The sequence below is a fragment of the Citrobacter sp. Cpo061 genome (genome assembly GCF_030332845.1).
Taxonomy (GTDB): domain Bacteria; phylum Pseudomonadota; class Gammaproteobacteria; order Enterobacterales; family Enterobacteriaceae; genus Citrobacter; species Citrobacter portucalensis.
This window is the reverse complement of record NZ_JAOWHB010000041.1, coordinates 1-16,326: the sequence shown is the minus strand read 5'-3', so window position 1 is coordinate 16,326 and position 16,326 is coordinate 1. Positions and strand designations below refer to the sequence as shown.

The 16,326-nt window shown below is 52.6% G+C and carries 18 protein-coding genes; 2 read left to right on the top strand and 16 right to left on the bottom strand.

Annotation, left to right across the window (positions count from 1 at the left end):
* Positions 1–3 precede the first annotated feature (3 nt).
* The 6 genes from potG to OGX97_RS10945 all read right to left on the bottom strand — a co-directional run bounded on the left by potG (position 4) and on the right by OGX97_RS10945 (position 5,347).
* A complete protein-coding gene (potG, locus tag OGX97_RS10970) occupies positions 4–1,137 on the bottom strand; it encodes a putrescine ABC transporter ATP-binding subunit PotG (protein WP_008784245.1) in 1,134 nt (377 codons plus the stop codon).
* Between the two features lie 138 nt (positions 1,138–1,275).
* On the bottom strand, positions 1,276–2,388 hold the full coding sequence (gene potF / locus OGX97_RS10965) for a spermidine/putrescine ABC transporter substrate-binding protein PotF (RefSeq protein ID WP_213752064.1): 1,113 nt from the start codon (positions 2,386–2,388) through the stop codon (positions 1,276–1,278).
* A 433-nt stretch (positions 2,389–2,821) separates the two neighbouring features.
* Entirely contained in the window at positions 2,822–3,298 is a 477-nt protein-coding gene (locus tag OGX97_RS10960; RefSeq protein ID WP_235124428.1) for a YbjN domain-containing protein, read from the bottom strand.
* 90 nt (positions 3,299–3,388) lie between these two features.
* Positions 3,389–4,291, bottom strand: coding sequence for a 30S ribosomal protein S6--L-glutamate ligase (gene rimK / locus OGX97_RS10955; protein WP_003831660.1), 903 nt, complete (start codon positions 4,289–4,291; stop codon positions 3,389–3,391).
* Positions 4,292–4,350: 59 nt separating this feature from the next.
* Complete coding sequence (nfsA, locus tag OGX97_RS10950; protein WP_008784243.1) at positions 4,351–5,073, bottom strand: nitroreductase NfsA; 723 nt, start codon at positions 5,071–5,073, stop codon at positions 4,351–4,353.
* The gene (locus tag OGX97_RS10945; protein ID WP_008784242.1) at positions 5,057–5,347 is read right to left on the bottom strand and encodes a DUF1418 family protein; all 291 of its coding nucleotides are present in this window, start codon (positions 5,345–5,347) and stop codon (positions 5,057–5,059) included. Before OGX97_RS10945 ends, nfsA begins: the two co-directional genes overlap by 17 nt.
* 172 nt (positions 5,348–5,519) lie before the next feature.
* Between OGX97_RS10945 and OGX97_RS10940 the strand changes: the two genes are divergently transcribed.
* Positions 5,520–5,783 (top strand): GrxA family glutaredoxin, encoded by a 264-nt coding sequence (locus OGX97_RS10940; protein ID WP_008784241.1) that lies wholly within the window; start codon positions 5,520–5,522, stop codon positions 5,781–5,783.
* Positions 5,784–5,817: 34 nt separating this feature from the next.
* Here the strand turns inward: OGX97_RS10940 and OGX97_RS10935 are convergent, their stop codons facing one another.
* Complete coding sequence (locus tag OGX97_RS10935) at positions 5,818–6,198, bottom strand: inner membrane protein YbjM (protein WP_003035356.1); 381 nt, start codon at positions 6,196–6,198, stop codon at positions 5,818–5,820.
* Positions 6,199–6,467: 269 nt separating this feature from the next.
* Here OGX97_RS10935 and OGX97_RS10930 point away from each other — a divergent pair, with 269 nt between their 5' ends.
* The gene (locus OGX97_RS10930) at positions 6,468–8,153 is read left to right on the top strand and encodes an aspartate:alanine antiporter (RefSeq protein ID WP_003831652.1); all 1,686 of its coding nucleotides are present in this window, start codon (positions 6,468–6,470) and stop codon (positions 8,151–8,153) included.
* A 235-nt stretch (positions 8,154–8,388) separates the two neighbouring features.
* Here OGX97_RS10930 and OGX97_RS10925 read toward each other — a convergent pair whose 3' ends face one another.
* The 9 genes from OGX97_RS10925 to OGX97_RS10885 all read right to left on the bottom strand — a co-directional run bounded on the left by OGX97_RS10925 (position 8,389) and on the right by OGX97_RS10885 (position 16,244).
* On the bottom strand, positions 8,389–8,607 hold the full coding sequence (locus OGX97_RS10925) for an ogr/Delta-like zinc finger family protein (protein WP_000972391.1): 219 nt from the start codon (positions 8,605–8,607) through the stop codon (positions 8,389–8,391).
* 90 nt (positions 8,608–8,697) lie between these two features.
* Positions 8,698–9,798: a phage late control D family protein gene (locus OGX97_RS10920; RefSeq protein ID WP_001011800.1), complete on the bottom strand. Its 1,101-nt coding sequence runs from the start codon at positions 9,796–9,798 to the stop codon at positions 8,698–8,700.
* On the bottom strand, positions 9,795–10,280 hold the full coding sequence (locus tag OGX97_RS10915) for a phage tail protein (protein WP_286592405.1): 486 nt from the start codon (positions 10,278–10,280) through the stop codon (positions 9,795–9,797). Before OGX97_RS10915 ends, OGX97_RS10920 begins: the two co-directional genes overlap by 4 nt.
* A complete protein-coding gene (locus OGX97_RS10910) occupies positions 10,277–13,354 on the bottom strand; it encodes a phage tail tape measure protein (protein ID WP_286592404.1) in 3,078 nt (1,025 codons plus the stop codon). Before OGX97_RS10910 ends, OGX97_RS10915 begins: the two co-directional genes overlap by 4 nt.
* Positions 13,344–13,466 carry a GpE family phage tail protein gene (locus tag OGX97_RS10905; protein ID WP_089075784.1) on the bottom strand — a complete coding sequence of 41 codons (123 nt, stop codon included), beginning with the start codon at positions 13,464–13,466 and terminating at the stop codon, positions 13,344–13,346. Before OGX97_RS10905 ends, OGX97_RS10910 begins: the two co-directional genes overlap by 11 nt.
* Positions 13,467–13,480: 14 nt before the next feature.
* The gene (locus OGX97_RS10900) at positions 13,481–13,783 is read right to left on the bottom strand and encodes a phage tail assembly protein (protein ID WP_001281009.1); all 303 of its coding nucleotides are present in this window, start codon (positions 13,781–13,783) and stop codon (positions 13,481–13,483) included.
* A gap of 54 nt (positions 13,784–13,837) precedes the next feature.
* Positions 13,838–14,353: a phage major tail tube protein gene (locus OGX97_RS10895; protein ID WP_001207660.1), complete on the bottom strand. Its 516-nt coding sequence runs from the start codon at positions 14,351–14,353 to the stop codon at positions 13,838–13,840.
* A 9-nt stretch (positions 14,354–14,362) separates the two neighbouring features.
* Positions 14,363–15,535, bottom strand: coding sequence for a phage tail sheath protein (locus OGX97_RS10890; RefSeq protein WP_000046120.1), 1,173 nt, complete (start codon positions 15,533–15,535; stop codon positions 14,363–14,365).
* 142 nt (positions 15,536–15,677) lie between these two features.
* Entirely contained in the window at positions 15,678–16,244 is a 567-nt protein-coding gene (locus OGX97_RS10885; RefSeq protein WP_000905023.1) for a recombinase family protein, read from the bottom strand.
* Positions 16,245–16,326 lie beyond the last annotated feature (82 nt).

Below are 16,326 nucleotides of genomic sequence, written 5' to 3'. Positions count from 1 at the left end.
TCCTTAAACCGTCAACACCACACAGCTGTCCGCATCCCAACATAAACGGACTTCGTCACCCCAGGTTGGTAATCCCTTGCGATAACGATGCTCATTTTGTAGCTGGGCGCTCAACATCTGGCCGCTTTTCAAACGTACGTGGTACACCGACAAATCCCCCAGATAGGCAATGTGTACCACTTCGCCTACCGCGAAGTTATAACCCTCTGGCGGAGGGGCTTCGCAGAGCATGATTTTCTCCGGGCGCAGCGCAACGTATACCGGGACGTTATCGACAATAGACGCATCGGCGTCCACTTTCAGCGGATGCACCAGTCCAGGAGACTCAATCACCAGACCATCTTCCTGGCGTTCTTTTAGCAGTCCCTCAAAAACGTTTACCGAACCGATAAACTCTGCGCTGTAGCGCGTAGTCGGATGCTCATAGATCTCTTCAGGCTCGCCAATCTGGACAAATTTGCCACGGTTCATGATCGCAATACGGCCCGCCATCGTCATGGCTTCTTCCTGATCGTGTGTCACCATCACGCAGGTCACGCCGACGCGTTCAAGGATATCCACTACTTCCAGTTGCATGCGGTCTCGGAGTTTTTTATCCAGCGCCCCCATTGGCTCATCCAGCAGCAGCAGTTTCGGACGTTTTGCCAGGCTGCGCGCCAATGCCACGCGCTGACGCTGGCCGCCAGAAAGCTGATGTGGCTTGCGTTTGGCGAACTCCTGCATATGCACGAGTCCCAGCATCTCATTCACCCGACTGGCGATTTCAGCCTTCGGCAGTTTGTCCTGCTTGAGGCCAAAGGCAATGTTCTGCTCGACAGTCATGTGCGGAAACAAAGCGTAGGACTGAAACATCATATTAATCGGACGCAGATAAGGCGGGACATGCGCTAAATCGACGCCATCAAGCATGATTTGCCCGGTGGTCGGCAGTTCAAATCCCGCCAGCATCCGTAGCAGAGTCGATTTGCCACAGCCGGACGCGCCGAGCAGCGCAAATATTTCACCTTTGTAGATAGTAAGATTGACGTCATCAACGGCGTGCTGACCGTCAAATGACTTGGTCAGATTGCGAATTTCAAGCAGCGGGGTCAGCGCCTTGCGGATTTTCGCTTGTGGGCGTGGGGTTGCATCATTCACTCAGGTGCTCTCCGGCATAAAACAAAGAAACGGTGCAAATAACGCACCATAACGGTGCGTATTGCCGGGTTATATGTGTCCGGGTTCAACGCTGCCCGGCAGGCAAAAATCCTGCCGGGTCATGTCCCAAACATCGGTTTATTTCCCGCTTTTTACCTTCGTCCATGCGCGGGTACGTACACGATCGATCTTCGGATCCTGTACTTTCAGTGTGAACAGCTTGGCGCGAACATCCGCAGGCGGGTAGATACCCGGGTTGTCACGAACTTCAGGGCTGACCAGAGCCGTCGCTTCTTTGTTGGCATTGGCATAAAACACATGGTCGGAGATATGCGCAATCACATCAGGGCGCAGCAGGTAATTGAGGAACTGATAGGCTTCATCTTTGTTTTTCGCATCGGCAGGCATCGCGAATACGTCAAAGAACGCCATTGCACCTTCTTTAGGAATTGAGAAGGAGATATTGACGCCATTTTTCGCTTCTTTCGCACGGTTTGCCGCTTGCCATACGTCCCCTGCCCAGCCAATCGCGACGCAGGTATCACCGTTTGCCAGGTCGTTAATATATTGCGAGGAGTGGAAGTAGCGAATATTTGGGCGCAGCTTCAACAGCAGATCGGTTGCCGGTCCGGTGTAATCATCCGCTTTGGTACTGTTTGGGTCTTTACCCAAATAGTTCAGCACCGTGGCAAACACCTCTTCGGGCGCATCGAGGAAAGAGACGCCGCAGCTTTTGAGTTTTTCCAGATTTTCCGGTTTGAGGATTAAATCCCAGCTGTTAACCGGCGCATCTGGCCCCAGCACCGCTTTGACTTTATCCACGTTATAACCAATACCGGTCGTAGCCCACATATACGGCATCGCGAACTTGTTGTCCGGATCGTGTTTACCCACCAACTTCAGCAGTTCAGGATCAAGATTTTTCCAGCCCGGCAATTTGCTCTTATCAAGCGGCTGGAATACGCCCGCAGTCAGTTGACGCTCAAGGAAGCTGGCAGAAGGAACGACAAGGTCAAAGCCGGTACTGCCAGCCATGAGCTTACCTTCCAGTACTTCATTGGAATCAAATACGTCATAGATAACTTTAATTCCGGTCTCTTTTTCAAAATTAGCCACCGTGTCCGGGGCAATATAATCAGACCAGTTATATATATGCAGCGTTTTTTGTTCAGCAGCGAGCGTGCCGGCAGAGATGGTCATCAGAGCACCCGCAACCAGGCCTGATAACCATTTTTTATTTAAGGCGGTCATAATCTCTTTCCTTCTGAAAGTTCGTTAACAAACGAACAAAAATGTCACACTCTAATGATATGCAAGAAACGTGCATATTCTTTCATGCGGCACCGATGAAAAGAGAGACCTCTCCTCATGCCGCTGTTGCTCGCTGGCATCCGCCTATGCATTCAACACACATTGTGGCCACAGGTCAGGTCACAAGGGGCTGTTTAAATGATGACGTTGGTAAGCTTCGCAAGAATAACTTTAGCCAGGAATTGTGGATATAGCCCAGATTAAAAAACGTCTTTTATCAATTTTTTATGCAGGAATTGTCTATGACATAAAGCGGAAGGCGCTGAATCGAGGTGAATAATTCTTTAATGAAAGGTTAAATGCAGAATAAAAACAGGCAATACGCAACCGCTCTGGCAGCGGCTGCGCAATATATGTCCAGATTCAGGAAGAATTAATGGAGGAAATGAATTTCAGCGGTACTGTTTTGCGCATCATCTTCAGCATTAAATAACAGCTGATGCGCTCCGGCTTCGAGGATCACCATCGATATTTGCTCTTCGCTCTGGCGAACAAAACATTCAAACTGCTCAAAGGTTATGCCCGGCGTAACGGATAAAGACTGGCAAACCACCAGCTTTGGCAGATTATCATCCTGCATATCCAGAAACGCTTTCACCGTCAGTGAACTGGCATTGATCGCAGACAGATCGGCTGCCAGTGGCAGCAATGCAGAAGGTCTGACTTCCGCCATCGCAGAAAACAGAATGACGTTATCGACCAAATCAACTTTTGCATCAAAGATGCCGTCAAAATTCTGCATGTGTGGCAAGTGCAGCGCCTGACAGGTATCGCATTCAAAAAAACTCATGCCCAGGTCGTCGAGCCATTGACGCAACGTATCCAGAGTGGGAACGACCAGTGATGTCATAATAATGTGCGACCTCTATTGATGAAAAAAATACCGGCACAGCTTACGCAAAAAGAGCGTGTCATACCACGATCGCAATCGATATTGCGCTTAGCCGCCGATTTTAAGACAAAATTCAGGAGTAGCATGGCGCTCGATCCACTGGATCATTTTCGCGGCAATGTCTATTCCGGTGGTTTTCTCCACGCCTTCCAGCCCCGGAGACGCGTTGACCTCCATGACCAGTGGCCCTCGATCAGCGCGCAGAATATCAACGCCTGCAACGTCCAGGCCCATCGTCCGGGCGGCTTTGAGCGCAATTTCTCTTTCGCGCGGCGTGATACTCGCAATAGTCGCCACACCACCGCGATGGAGATTAGAACGAAAATCGCCCTCTTTAGCCCGTCGTTCAATGGCGGCCACTACTTCATCGCCCACCACGAAACAGCGGATATCGCGCCCCTTCGCTTCTTTGATATATTCCTGAACCAGGATATGGGCATTCACCCCACGAAACGCATCTACCACGCTTTCAGCAGCCTGCCGCGTTTCCGCCAGCACCACGCCAATACCCTGGGTGCCTTCAACCAGTTTCACCACCAACGGCGCACCGCCAACCATGTCAATCATGTCGCTGGTATCGTCCGGAGAGTGAGCAATTCCGGTGATGGGTAAATCAATTCCCTGACGCGCCAGCAGCTGTAGAGAACGCAGCTTATCGCGCGCTCGCGTAATCGCTACCGATTCATTCAACGGATAGCTACCCAGCATCTCAAACTGGCGCAGCGCCGCCGTCCCATAAAAGGTAATCGCGGAACCAATCCGCGGGATCACCGCGTCGAAATGGGGAAGCTGACGGCCCTTGTAATGAATAGAGGATGCCGCCGGGCTGATGTTCATATAGCAAGAAAGGGGATCGATAACTTCAACCAGGTGACCGCGCTGCATCGCCGCTTCACGCAGGCGTTTACAAGAATAGAGCGTTCCGTCCCGGGACAAAATGGCAATTTTCACCCTGCACCTCTCTGAATGACCTGGTAAAAGCTGGCGTATCATACACTGGGTTAAAATCTTTAGCGCGTGGCCCATCCCTGTTTATGCAAATATTCCAGGATAAAGGGGCGACTTTCTTTAATGATGGTACGGCGAATATGATCGCTCCAGGTGTCGCGGCGGGTATTGCTGCCTCGGGTCAGATAGTACTGCGCGAGCTGCTCATCATATTGCGCCAACACATCACTGTTGAGTGGCTGGTATTGGTTTTCATGCACCACAAGCGACGCGGGCAGGCGCGGCTTGATATCCGGGTTATCCGCAGGCCAGCCGAGGCACAATCCAAAGAGCGGCAGAACATGTTGCGGAAGCTTCAGCAGTTCGGTGACCGGCTCAATATTGTTACGCAAACCGCCAATAAACACGCCGCCAAGTCCCAGCGACTCTGCCGCCGTCAACGCATTTTGCGCCATCATTGCAGTATCAACCACGCCAAGCAGCAGCTGTTCCGCCAGCCCAAGTTGCGCGTCAGGGCAAATCTGCAAATGACGATTAAAATCAGCGCAAAACACCCAGAACTCAGCGGCCTGCGCCACATGCTTTTGGCCGCCAGATAAGGTGGCCAGCGATTCGCGCAGGGATTTATCCGTTATGCGAACGATCGTCGTGCACTGTAGAAAACTGGAGCTTGACGTTCCCTGAGCGGCGGCAATAATCGCCTCACGCTGTGCATCCGAAATGGCATCATCAGTAAAATGGCGAATAGAACGGTGGCTGCGGAGTAAATCAATGGTTGGAGTCATCTCTTTTGTCTCTGTCTGAATCAGTTGAATCACCGGGTGCGCGAGACATCAGTTGCGGTGCCAGCAGTTGAGCAACACGCCACATCAACGCCACCGCAGCAGGGAGCATCAGCAGTACGCCCAGAAATATCATCACCACGCAGGCTAACGGGCTGTTAAGCGGTGCGGGCAAGGTGAGGTAATCGTTAAGCGATAGCAGCGCCAGCGATAACAAAACCATCCCAATTATTTCCAGCATCAATACGCTTTTGGGTAATACACCAATTGTGCGCATACGCGGCCTCCCGGCGAAATGGCTTCCATTATAAAACGTTCCGGCTTGCCGTGTTTAACAGATATAGCTTGAGGATATCAAAGCAACAGGCTGAACCTGCTTTCCATCCGTCACAAATCGCGGCATCATAACCAGTATTGCCATCCGGCCTGATAAGTTCGAGGAGAAAGAGATGTTTGCCGTTATTTTTGGTCGCCCAGGGTGCCCGTATTGCGTGCGCGCAAAAGAATTAGCAGAAAAATTAAGCAGTGAGCATGAAGATTTTAACTTCCGCTACATTGATATCCATGCTGAAGGAATTACCAAAGCAGATCTGGAAAAGACGGTAGGTAAGCCTGTTGAAACCGTTCCGCAGATTTTTGTCGATCAAAAACACATCGGCGGCTGCACGGATTTTGAAGCTTGGGCAAAAGAGAACATGAATCTGTTCGCCTGATAGCGGTTTCTACGCCCTCACCTTGAGGGCGTCATCAGTTCTTTTTCCGCCGTTGATGCTGATTGAATAAGCTACTGATAAATAAAAAACATAATGCGCCAAGTGCGCACCAAAACACCGCACTAAACAACCACGCCAGCTCTTGCCACAATGAACGCGTCGGCATAAAAACGAACCGCATCAGTAACAGGCAGCACGGCGCCGCCAACATTGCACCAAGCAGGGGTTTGAGCACTTCCCGACGATGGGAAAAAAAGCTTGCTGCAGCACCAGGTAAGATAAAAAACAACAATCCGACCTCAGGATGCCCTGCCGCTCTGAATGCCCCTTTCACGTTCAGCGTTAATGAAAGACACACCACAATAAAGAGCACAAAGCAGCAGACCGCACTCGCCCAACTTTGCTTATGTTTCAATCGTTCCTCCTGACACATTCTCTATCGAACACTCTTTTCGCCCGCAGGCGTCCAGTCAGATAAAGTAACTCGGCATTCCATGCCAAAAACACACCCACACGATTCTTATAGCCGTTGATACGTAATGAGATTAAACTAACCGCATATATTGTTATACTGCATTATTCGGGGCTGTGTACGATGCTATCGCCCCTTAATTTCTGGCAAAAACATTAGCGTAAATTGCCATTTCTTTCAATAGCTTACTAGTAAACAAGAAGTTAGTCTCCGTGAATATAAACGTCGCAGATTTGTTAAATGGGAATTACATCCTGTTATTATTTGTGGTCCTGGCTCTGGGCCTGTGTCTGGGCAAATTACGTCTGGGTTCAGTCCAACTCGGTAATTCCATTGGCGTTTTAGTGGTCTCCCTATTATTAGGTCAGCAGCACTTTAGTATTAACACCGATGCATTAAATCTCGGCTTTATGCTGTTTATTTTTTGCGTCGGCGTCGAAGCCGGTCCCAACTTTTTTTCGATTTTTTTTCGCGATGGGAAAAATTATCTAATGCTTGCCCTGGTGATGGTCGGTAGCGCAATGCTGATCGCGCTGGGGCTGGGTAAGCTATTTGGCTGGGATATCGGCCTGACGGCGGGTATGCTGGCTGGCTCGATGACCTCAACGCCGGTGCTGGTCGGCGCGGGTGATACCTTGCGCCATTCAGGAATGACAGGGACACAACTTTCAAGCGCTCTCGATAACCTGAGCCTGGGTTACGCCCTCACCTATTTGATTGGTCTGGTCAGTCTGATTGTTGGTGCGCGCTATTTGCCGAAACTCCAGCATCAGGACCTGCAAACCAGCGCCCAACAAATCGCGCGTGAACGAGGTCTGGACACCGACGCCAATCGTAAAGTGTACCTCCCGGTGATCCGCGCCTATCGCGTTGGCCCTGAACTGGTGGCATGGGCCGATGGTAAAAATCTGCGCGAACTCGGTATTTATCGCCAGACCGGTTGTTACATTGAACGCATCCGTCGCAACGGCATTCTGGCCAACCCGGATGGTGATGCAGTGTTGCAAATGGGCGATGAGATAGCCCTGGTGGGTTATCCGGACGCCCATGCTCGCCTCGATCCCAGCTTCCGTAACGGTAAAGAGGTGTTCGATCGCGATCTGCTCGATATGCGCATCGTCACTGAAGAAATTGTGGTGAAAAACCACAATGCCGTTGGTCGTCGCCTGGCCCAGTTGAAACTAACCGACCATGGTTGTTTCCTGAACCGCGTGATCCGCAGCCAGATTGAAATGCCTATTGATGACAACGTCGTACTCAATAAAGGCGACGTGTTGCAGGTCAGCGGTGATGCTCGTCGCGTGAAAACCATTGCCGATCGTATCGGCTTCATTTCAATTCACAGTCAGGTGACCGATCTGCTGGCCTTCTGCGCCTTCTTTATCATCGGTCTGATGATCGGGATGATCACCTTCCAGTTCAGTAATTTCAGCTTCGGCATCGGGAATGCGGCTGGACTGCTGTTCGCCGGGATCATGCTGGGCTTCCTGCGAGCCAACCACCCCACATTTGGCTATATCCCACAGGGTGCGCTGAATATGGTGAAAGAGTTTGGCCTGATGGTATTCATGGCAGGCGTCGGTTTAAGCGCAGGCAGCGGCATTGGTAATGGCCTGGGTGCCGTCGGCGGTCAAATGTTGATTGCCGGTCTGGTAGTCAGCCTGGTTCCGGTTGTCATCTGTTTCTTGTTTGGTGCTTACGTATTGCGCATGAACCGTGCCCTGCTGTTTGGTGCCATGATGGGCGCACGTACCTGTGCTCCGGCAATGGAAATCATCAGCGACACCGCACGCAGCAACATCCCTGCGTTAGGTTATGCAGGGACCTACGCGATTGCCAACGTTCTGCTGACATTAGCGGGGACACTCATCGTCATTGTCTGGCCAGGCCTTGGTTAGCGCTGAAATTTTCCCTTAATTGAAAAATTTTTGCAGGTAAGCAGAACTTTTCTTCAAGGCGTCAGTCATAACTATTGCCACTGCTTTTCTTTGATGTCCCCAATTTGTGGAGCCCATCAACCCCGCCGTTTTGGTTCAAGGTTGATGGGTTTTTTGTTGCCTGAAATTTAAGCTGTTTAAAATCATGATGTTAGAAACACTGTTTTTTAACGATGGCGACAAAATGGCGGCAGCGTCAAAGAGAGAGCGCCACCTGTCCTGATTTCATTGGATGCGGCTGAACCGGATTTGACTCTTTTGGCGTTGCAATCGAACGAACAAAAGTTTCATGGGTAACAAAAGTATGGCTGCAGTTAATGTTCTGGCACTGGTTGTAACGTTCTTTGGTCAATGAAGATACCTGAAAACTGCTGCGAGTATGGGCGGCACTTCCACACAGTGGGCAAATCATCATTTTTCGAGTTCTCCCCATTTTTGCTAAATTCACAATAATGATACCGCATTATTCCATTTTGCAAACTTAAAAGTTCTCCATTGCGAAGAATCATTCCATTTCGAAATCATCAATCCTCACTTCAAGCTCCAGACTGGTTGTAAAACCGTTATCGGGGCTGACGGTATGCGTCAGAGTCGTAATGGTCCATTCCGCATCATCTATCGGCTGTTTAAAGCCACTGACTTTCACTGGCATTTCCGTGTAGAGATCTGCCCGACCTTCTGCCAGTTGTAGCGAGAATGACGCAACGCCGCGTTGCAGGCGTTCCCACTGCATTTTCGCCGCCCGTTCGGCGTTGCTCCGGTTGGCATAGGTGCGATTAAGTACCAGCACGTTTTCATCTGTACCCACCAGGTAATCGCCCTGCTTCGCTTCCGGCTCTTTCTTCTGCTTCTTAGTCCTGCGCTTACGCTTCACCGTGGTGCTTTCATTCTTCGCGGGTTCGCGGGTATGCAACCAGCTGGCAATTACGCCCGTGTAGGCTCCGCGATCTGCCAGGGTAAAGCGGTGACTGTCGCCGTCCTTACGTGTGATAGTGATAACCGGTAGTGGTTTACCGCTGGCGCTTTTACCCTGTCCCTGCCGGATGAATAACAGATTGCCATTTTTCACCGACGCAATAGCACCGTACTGGCGCGCCAGCCGCATCAGAAAACTGCCGTCACTCTCATTGGTCTGGTCTATATGTTCCACGGGTTTATCTGACAGGTCTTTACCCAATGCCATCTTCAGTTTGTGCCGCACAGCTATTTCCTTCACCACTTCCCCGACGGTGGTCTTGTGCCACGACTTTTCACGGCGGGTATTCAGCGTTTCACGAAAATCAGCACTTCGCGCCCGGATAGTCAGGCGGTCCGGTGCGCCAGTGTGTTCAATCTCGTCCACCGTGAATGCCCCTTTCGGGAAAAGCGGCTGCCCCTTCCAGCCCAGCGCCAGCGTAATAACCGCACCACGGCGCGGCAGCACGATTTTTCCGTCGGCGTCGTCCAGCTCCAGATCAAGCTGGTCCGCTTCAAAGCCCCGATTGTCCGTCAGCGTCAAACTCATCAGGCGGTTATCCAGCACAGTGGTGATATCCCTGCCCTCAATACTGATGCTGAATGCGGGAGTTTTGTTGCCTTTGTTAAGCAGTTCAGAGCTGAAATTCATGACAGCAGCCCTCCCACCGTTTTACTGATATCGCTTAAGGCAGACGTTGCTGTGTCCTGCAGATTATTCAGTTGCGCACTGAGATCACCGAATATATCGGACAGGGATTCATCCACCCGTTTGAGCGACAGGGTGAACTCAATCTGGCGCGGCATACCGTCGCGGAAAAACTCCGTTTTAGTCTGATTCAGTCCCTCAATCACATACATGCCATAAATCGTGCCACTGCCTTCAATCAGGGGCCATGCTTTCCCCTGTTCTGCCATCTGCTCCAGTGCCAGCAACGACAGCCTGCCACCTGTTATCTCCGGCATAAGAACACCGGAAAGCGTCAGCATGTCGTTGTCCGGTCCCAGAAACTGCGTGGACGGACGTCGGTTTACCCGGCTGTTTGCCGCATGTCGCCAGCTGCGTTGATACTGCAGCTCCTGATACGGCACGGTGCGCAGCATAAACACGTACAATCCCAGCACCATCATCATGCGTCGTATCCCCCCTGATCGCTGTAGTTACTCCTGGCTTTTGCCTTCAGCCTGCGTTCACGTTCATCAAGCTGGCGGGCCACCTCCCGCGCAATATCCTGCGCACTTTGTCCTGGCTGTGTCTGGATGATGATCTGCGTCGGTGCTTCAATCCGGTAAATGGGCGGCACAGTAGCTGCACGACTCACCATCGCTTCACCGCCTTTTGCGGGAAGCGCCAAAGGATGCAACGGTGGAAGCTCTGCTGGCGCGGCAGCAACACCCATCATTCCGGCGACAACGGCAGCCAGTGCAGCTGTATTTCTCCGGCTGGTCACGTTTGCCGGGCCGTTAACAATTTCCGGCCCGTTTTCACCGACGATGCCAAACTGCCCGCGCGGGATATAGCCGCCGCTGTCATACATCCCCGCAAAGCCATATCCCCATGACGGAAAATCACCCGATGGCATCATCACTTTACCGTCTGCATTCACCGTCGCAGGTTGCTGACGCGTCACGCTTTCCGGCAGTTTCGCCTTTGCAGCCTCTTTACTGACAATGCCGAGTTTCTCCAGCAACCAGGAAACGCCGGATTTCAGGGAGTCCAGCGGATGCATGACCATATTCAGCCCTTCTGCCAGTGCCTCCCCGAATCGTCGCCCCATTGCCGCTGCGCTCTGCAGTTCGGCAGAGGTCGACTTAACGGGCGTCAGCAGATCAGTAAACCAGCCCCACAGCGCCTGCACTTTGTCGCCAATCCACTGGAACACGGGCTTAAGCGGTTCGAACGCTGCACTGATGGGACCTGCCGCAGCTTTGAATCCTTCCACCACGCCACCGAGAAATGCGGTGATGGGTTGCCAGTATTTCCAAACAACCAGCGCCACGCCCGCCAGTGCAGTAACCACAAGACCTATCGGACTGAGCAGAGCACCTAACAGACCAGATATGGCATACAGGGCAACGCGCAGCATCGCCAGTGGACCAGATGCCAGTACTCGCAGCACCGTGCCTGCGGCGGCCAGTCCACCGCGCAGTACCGCCAGAGGATTCATAAACATCACAGCAACAGCACGTAAACCGGATAATCCAGACCGCAAAAGTGCAACCGGCGCACCTGCTACAGTTTTCAGGACATTTCCCGTCAGTGATGCCGTGCGGCGCAAAGACGACAACGGCGCAGTAAGTAAACCTGCGGCGTTGCCCGATGAAGCAAGCCCGCGTCGCAGCAGTGCCAGTGGCGCGCCAGCCAGCCAGGACAACGCGCTGCTGGTTCGAGTTACTGCTGCCGTAACGGAAGATAACGTTTTGATACCCAACACAGAGAATCCCAGACGGATCACTGCCAGCGGCCCCAGCACTGCAGCCAGCGCCACCGCTAAGGTGCCGAGGCCGACGGTAACCGCAGCCACAACAGCCGATGCTTTCATCAGTGTGCCTGTCAGTTCCGGGTTAGCTTCCACCCAGCGACGCAACGCCCCCGTGACGCTTTTCACCGTGTACAGAATATCCATCAGCGGCTGGCGCAGCGTTTCGCCCAGGCTGCTGAAGGTGTTCTGCGCTCCGGTTTTGACCAGCAACCACTGCGCAGAAAGTGAATCCTTGTTAATGTCGGATTCTTTCTGCATGGAGCCGAGCGCATCATTGCCCGCTGTCAGTTTTAACTGACGCTGCAGTTCCGGCAGGTTGTTTGCCAGTTTCGCCGCGTCATCGCCAAACTCTTTACCAAACAACATAGTCATGGCAGACAGGCGCTTGTCCTGCGGCAGCGCGTTTACCTTCTCCAGCACGCGCTGGATGGTTCCCATCGCATCCTTCGTCATCTGCTTTTCAATCACTTCAGGATTGAGTTTCAGCAGATTCATCCCTTCAAAGAAACTCTTGCTTTGCATGGTGGCAATGGACAATTCACGCACCATCGCGTTTGCTGCACTGGCTGCAACCTCTGGCGCAGCGCCCAGTGTCAGGAAGGTGGAACCCAGCGCCGCCGCTTTACGATAATCCAGACGGTCAGCCACACCGCCCAGACGTTGCATCACATCAATGATGTCTGCCCCTTTCGACATGGCGTTATCATCCAGATAGTTCAGCGCATCACCGAGCTGTTCAATATTGCGGGTGGGGATTTTGTAGAGCTGGGCGATTTTCCCCAGACTTTCTGACAGTTCATCCGCTGGCAGCTCAAAGGCTGTTGCCGCCTTTGCTGCCGTACTGGCGAAGGCCAGCAGGTCACGTTTCTGATCTTCCCAGCTGTCGTCAGGGTTTGCGACGTTCATGCGCGCACCACCTTCAACCAGTGCAGCGAAGTCCACCGCACCGTTTTCCATCGGCAACTGTTCACTGGCAGCCTTGATGGCATCCTGCATTTCATAAAAACGTGCAGTGCGGTTGCCATTATCGTCACGCAGACCATTGACCTGCTTTGCCACACCTTTCATGGCATCTTCCATGCTGGTATAGCTTTTTACTGCCGCCATCACTGGCGCACCCATTGCCAGCCCTGCAGCCGTGGTGGTGGCTCCGGCACCTGCAATACGATCACGCACCTCCAGCGAACGGGCATAACTGGCACGCGCTGCATTCATCCTGCGCTGAGCTTCCCCCAGTCGCTTCAGCCGCGCCTCCTGTTTCGAAAGTTCCTGGTTATAACGTGATGTTTCACGGGCTAAACGGGCAGTTGCTCCCGCATCGTCTTTCGCAGAAATTCCCGCCCGGTACAGTTCAGCACGCACAAGCGCCGTCTGCTGCTGCAGCTTTTTCTGGCGTTCTTCCAGGCGCTGAACAGCCAGCCGTTGACGGCCCAGAGCAACAACCTGACGTTGCGAAGGCGGCCCCATCGCTCCCAGTTCCTGACTGAGCAAATTTGCACGCTGGCGGGCATAGTTCAGCCTGTCGCCTAATTTCTGATTTTCTGCCTGCAGCTTTCGGAAGCTGTCCAGACTGCTCCCGTCCTGATCAAGCTGCTTTATTGCATCGCGGGATTTTTTGACAGCAGCAGCCAGTTCTCTTGAACTGGCCTGCGCAGATCGAAATGGGCGGGTGAGCTTGTCAACCGCATTAAGAATGACCTGCAGACGCAGGTTGTTATCTCTCATCGTTGGCCCCGCTTCTCTGAATCGCTTTATACCGCCATTCCAGCACTTCGGTCAGCGGCATAACGTCAGTAACGGATGGCGGCCAGTGAAAAATGGTGGCGATATCTGCCACCAGATCGTCAACCGTTAGGCTGTCGGTAAACCGGCAAGCACCGACTTCTTCAACAAAAAAGTGACAACCTCAACCGACATGGCAGTGAGATCTGCCGGGTCCATCTCTGCAATTTCCTGTGCAGTCAGTGCCGGACTGGAGATGCGGGGGATCACGGTCATCATCGCGTTTACATCCATATCCATAATGGCCTGCAGGCGTGTACCGCGCAGCGCACCGGACTGCGGTTTACGCAGCACAATTTCGGTGATTTCTGTTTTACCGCGCTTGATGGGGGTATCCAGTTGAATGGTCTTTTCAGTCTGCTTATCGCTCATTTTGCTGTCCTGTCAATTGGGTTCTGGCGCGGTATCCCGCGCCGTTCAGATATATCAGAGGCCGAGGGCGTTGCGGTGCGCTTCCATCAGGTCCACACCGTCCACAATTTCCACCATGTTGATAAGGTCCACTTCATAGAGCACCTCACCATTGATGGTCAGCTTCGCGTAGCTGTTGGTACTGGTCACTTTGGTGGTGTTGCTTTCGCCCGTCTTCCACTCGCCGGAATCCACTTCTTTGTGACGTCCACGCACGACAAGCTCCACGGCCTGCACTTCCCCGGTATCGTCACGCTGAATAGAGCCGGTAAAGCGCAGCTGGATGCCATCCACCGTGGCTTTACCCATCTGTTTAAACAGCAGCAATTCAGTACCACCAATGGAAAATTCTGTGTCCAGCGCACTGTCATCAAGCCCCAGATCCACATCCACCGCACCCGGCATTCCGCCGCCGCGATACTTCTCATATTTGCGGGTAAATTTCGGCAGCGTCAGCGACTCAACGATCCCCTGCCAGTTGTTCCCGTCGTTAAACAGGTTCAGGTGTTTTAATTTGCGTGGTAAAGCCATGTTGTCCCCTTACGCGCTGACCTGGCTGGCGAAATTCACCAGGTACTGATCGGTGATGCGCTGACGCAGCATCAGGTTTTCAAGTGGCGGCACTGGCGTGTAGTCGTAGTCGATGGTGAGTTTTCCGGCTTTCAGCGTGTCTTTGTCGTTCACCGACTCATCCAGCCAGCAATCCCCACCAATGAGATAGCCCTGACTGACCAGGCTGCGCATTTTGGCGCGGATACCTTCGATAATGTCGCGGGCCAGCGACGGGTTAAGCGGTTTATCCACCGCCCACATGTGTGCTTCTGCCATCGTGTCCATCAGCACCTGCGCCGTGCGGGTGTAGTTTTCGAAGGCAAAGAGCGGGTCATCACTCAGGCAGCGGGAACCCCAGAAGCGGAAACCGTCTTTACGCACAAGCGTGGTGACGTCGTTCTGGTTCAGCAGACCTGCATCGGTTGCCGGGTCCTGCAGATCCCAGAACACATCTGCAGAAATTCCGGTGACACCGTTCACGCCCACGTTGGACAGGCTTTTGTGCCATCCGGTCTGCTCGTCAATTTTGGCGCGCAGACCAAGCGCACGGGCGGTTGCATATGCCGTTGCTTCGGCATTCAGCACCGTGTCCCAGCCAGTAAAGTCAGGCCAGATCAGCATCCCTTCGCGCTGGCTGAAGTTTTCACGGTAAGTGATCGCCTCCTGCACTGTCTTGCAGCCATACGCTGACAGGTAAGCAAATCCACGCAGGCTTTGCGCCACGCTTAGCAACTCAGTAGCTACCGCCTTGGTGTCGTGGCCTGGCACACCGAGAATGCGCGGTTTAACGCCGAGCTGTGACTGGGCAGATAACAGGGCTTTCATACCTGTTTTTTTACCTTCAGCAGTCACTGCGCCGATGATATTGGTCGTGGTTTCGTCTTCCGTTTCACCCTGCGGCACACGCACAACAATGGTCACGGGTTTTGCCTGGTCAGCGATGGCATCCAGCGAACGGGCCAGAGTACCTGACTCACCCGCTTTACCGCTGGCAGTCAGCACATCAGTGATCAGCACGGGTTTATTAAGAGGAAACATTTTTGCATCGGCATCATCGCCCGTGCAGACCATACCCACGATGGCGGTGCTCACCGTGGTAATAGATCGGGTGCCTTCGTTGACTTCAACAACGCGCACCCCGTGGTGGTAATCCTGAGCCATAGTGGCGAACCTCCTGATTGGATTAGGCTTCGCCCTATGTTGAAGTGATTGTGCCTGACAAACAGCTAAGCGCAGTTGTGTCGTTATTCACACAAAATGACGGTATTTGTCTACTTGCAGGGATAATCAAAATAATGCTGATTCAGGGGGATTCATTGCTCTTATTTGCCGGAAATTTTCTATAAATGGTAGAAACGCCTACATCAAAAATCAGTGCAATACGCTGTCTTGATTCTCCGGCCTCGAGTAAACGCCCAATCTGTGCCCACTGTTCGGTGGTCAACTTAGGACGGCGTCCACCTACTCTGCCTTTGGCACGAGCTGCAGCCAGCCCTGCCATGGTACGTTCAACTATCAGTTCGCGTTCCATTTCAGCCAGGGCCCCCATGACATGAAAAAAGAAACGACCCATTGGGGTGCTGGTATCAATACTGTCAGTCAGGCTTCGGAAATTCACGCCACGCTGACGCAACTCTTCTATCAGCGTAACAAGATGCCGCATACTGCGCCCCAACCTGTCCAGCTTCCAGACAACCAGAGTGTCTCCTGCCGATAGTGTCCTGAGCAGTTTTTTAAGCCCCGGTCTGTCGGACTTAGTGCCACTGATTTTATCCTCAAAAATCCGCTCACATCCCGCGCAGTTCAGTGCATTACGTTGCAAATCGGTGTTCTGGTCATTTGTTGACACGCGTACATAGCCAATAAGCATGATCAATCCCCTGAATAAAAACCGTGGATGATGCCAGTTAGCCATTATCTCTGCATTTTCATAAACGTTGGTTTGGGAGAAG

What these genes read in the sequence shown, in the direction of transcription:
- potF (WP_213752064.1), bottom strand. Translation starts at nt 2,388, where the DNA reads ATGACCGCCTTAAATAAAAAATGGTTATCAGGCCTGGTTGCGGGTGCT.
- OGX97_RS10960 (WP_235124428.1), bottom strand. Translation starts at nt 3,298, where the DNA reads ATGACATCACTGGTCGTTCCCACTCTGGATACGTTGCGTCAATGGCTC.
- nfsA (WP_008784243.1), bottom strand. Translation starts at nt 5,073, where the DNA reads ATGACTCCAACCATTGATTTACTCCGCAGCCACCGTTCTATTCGCCAT.
- OGX97_RS10945 (WP_008784242.1), bottom strand. Translation starts at nt 5,347, where the DNA reads ATGCGCACAATTGGTGTATTACCCAAAAGCGTATTGATGCTGGAAATA.
- OGX97_RS10940 (WP_008784241.1), top strand. Translation starts at nt 5,520, where the DNA reads ATGTTTGCCGTTATTTTTGGTCGCCCAGGGTGCCCGTATTGCGTGCGC.
- OGX97_RS10925 (WP_000972391.1), bottom strand. Translation starts at nt 8,607, where the DNA reads ATGATGATTTGCCCACTGTGTGGAAGTGCCGCCCATACTCGCAGCAGT.
- OGX97_RS10920 (WP_001011800.1), bottom strand. Translation starts at nt 9,798, where the DNA reads ATGAATTTCAGCTCTGAACTGCTTAACAAAGGCAACAAAACTCCCGCA.
- OGX97_RS10915 (WP_286592405.1), bottom strand. Translation starts at nt 10,280, where the DNA reads ATGATGATGGTGCTGGGATTGTACGTGTTTATGCTGCGCACCGTGCCG.
- OGX97_RS10910 (WP_286592404.1), bottom strand. Translation starts at nt 13,354, where the DNA reads ATGAGAGATAACAACCTGCGTCTGCAGGTCATTCTTAATGCGGTTGAC.
- OGX97_RS10900 (WP_001281009.1), bottom strand. Translation starts at nt 13,783, where the DNA reads ATGAGCGATAAGCAGACTGAAAAGACCATTCAACTGGATACCCCCATC.
- OGX97_RS10895 (WP_001207660.1), bottom strand. Translation starts at nt 14,353, where the DNA reads ATGGCTTTACCACGCAAATTAAAACACCTGAACCTGTTTAACGACGGG.
- OGX97_RS10890 (WP_000046120.1), bottom strand. Translation starts at nt 15,535, where the DNA reads ATGGCTCAGGATTACCACCACGGGGTGCGCGTTGTTGAAGTCAACGAA.
- OGX97_RS10885 (WP_000905023.1), bottom strand. Translation starts at nt 16,244, where the DNA reads ATGCTTATTGGCTATGTACGCGTGTCAACAAATGACCAGAACACCGAT.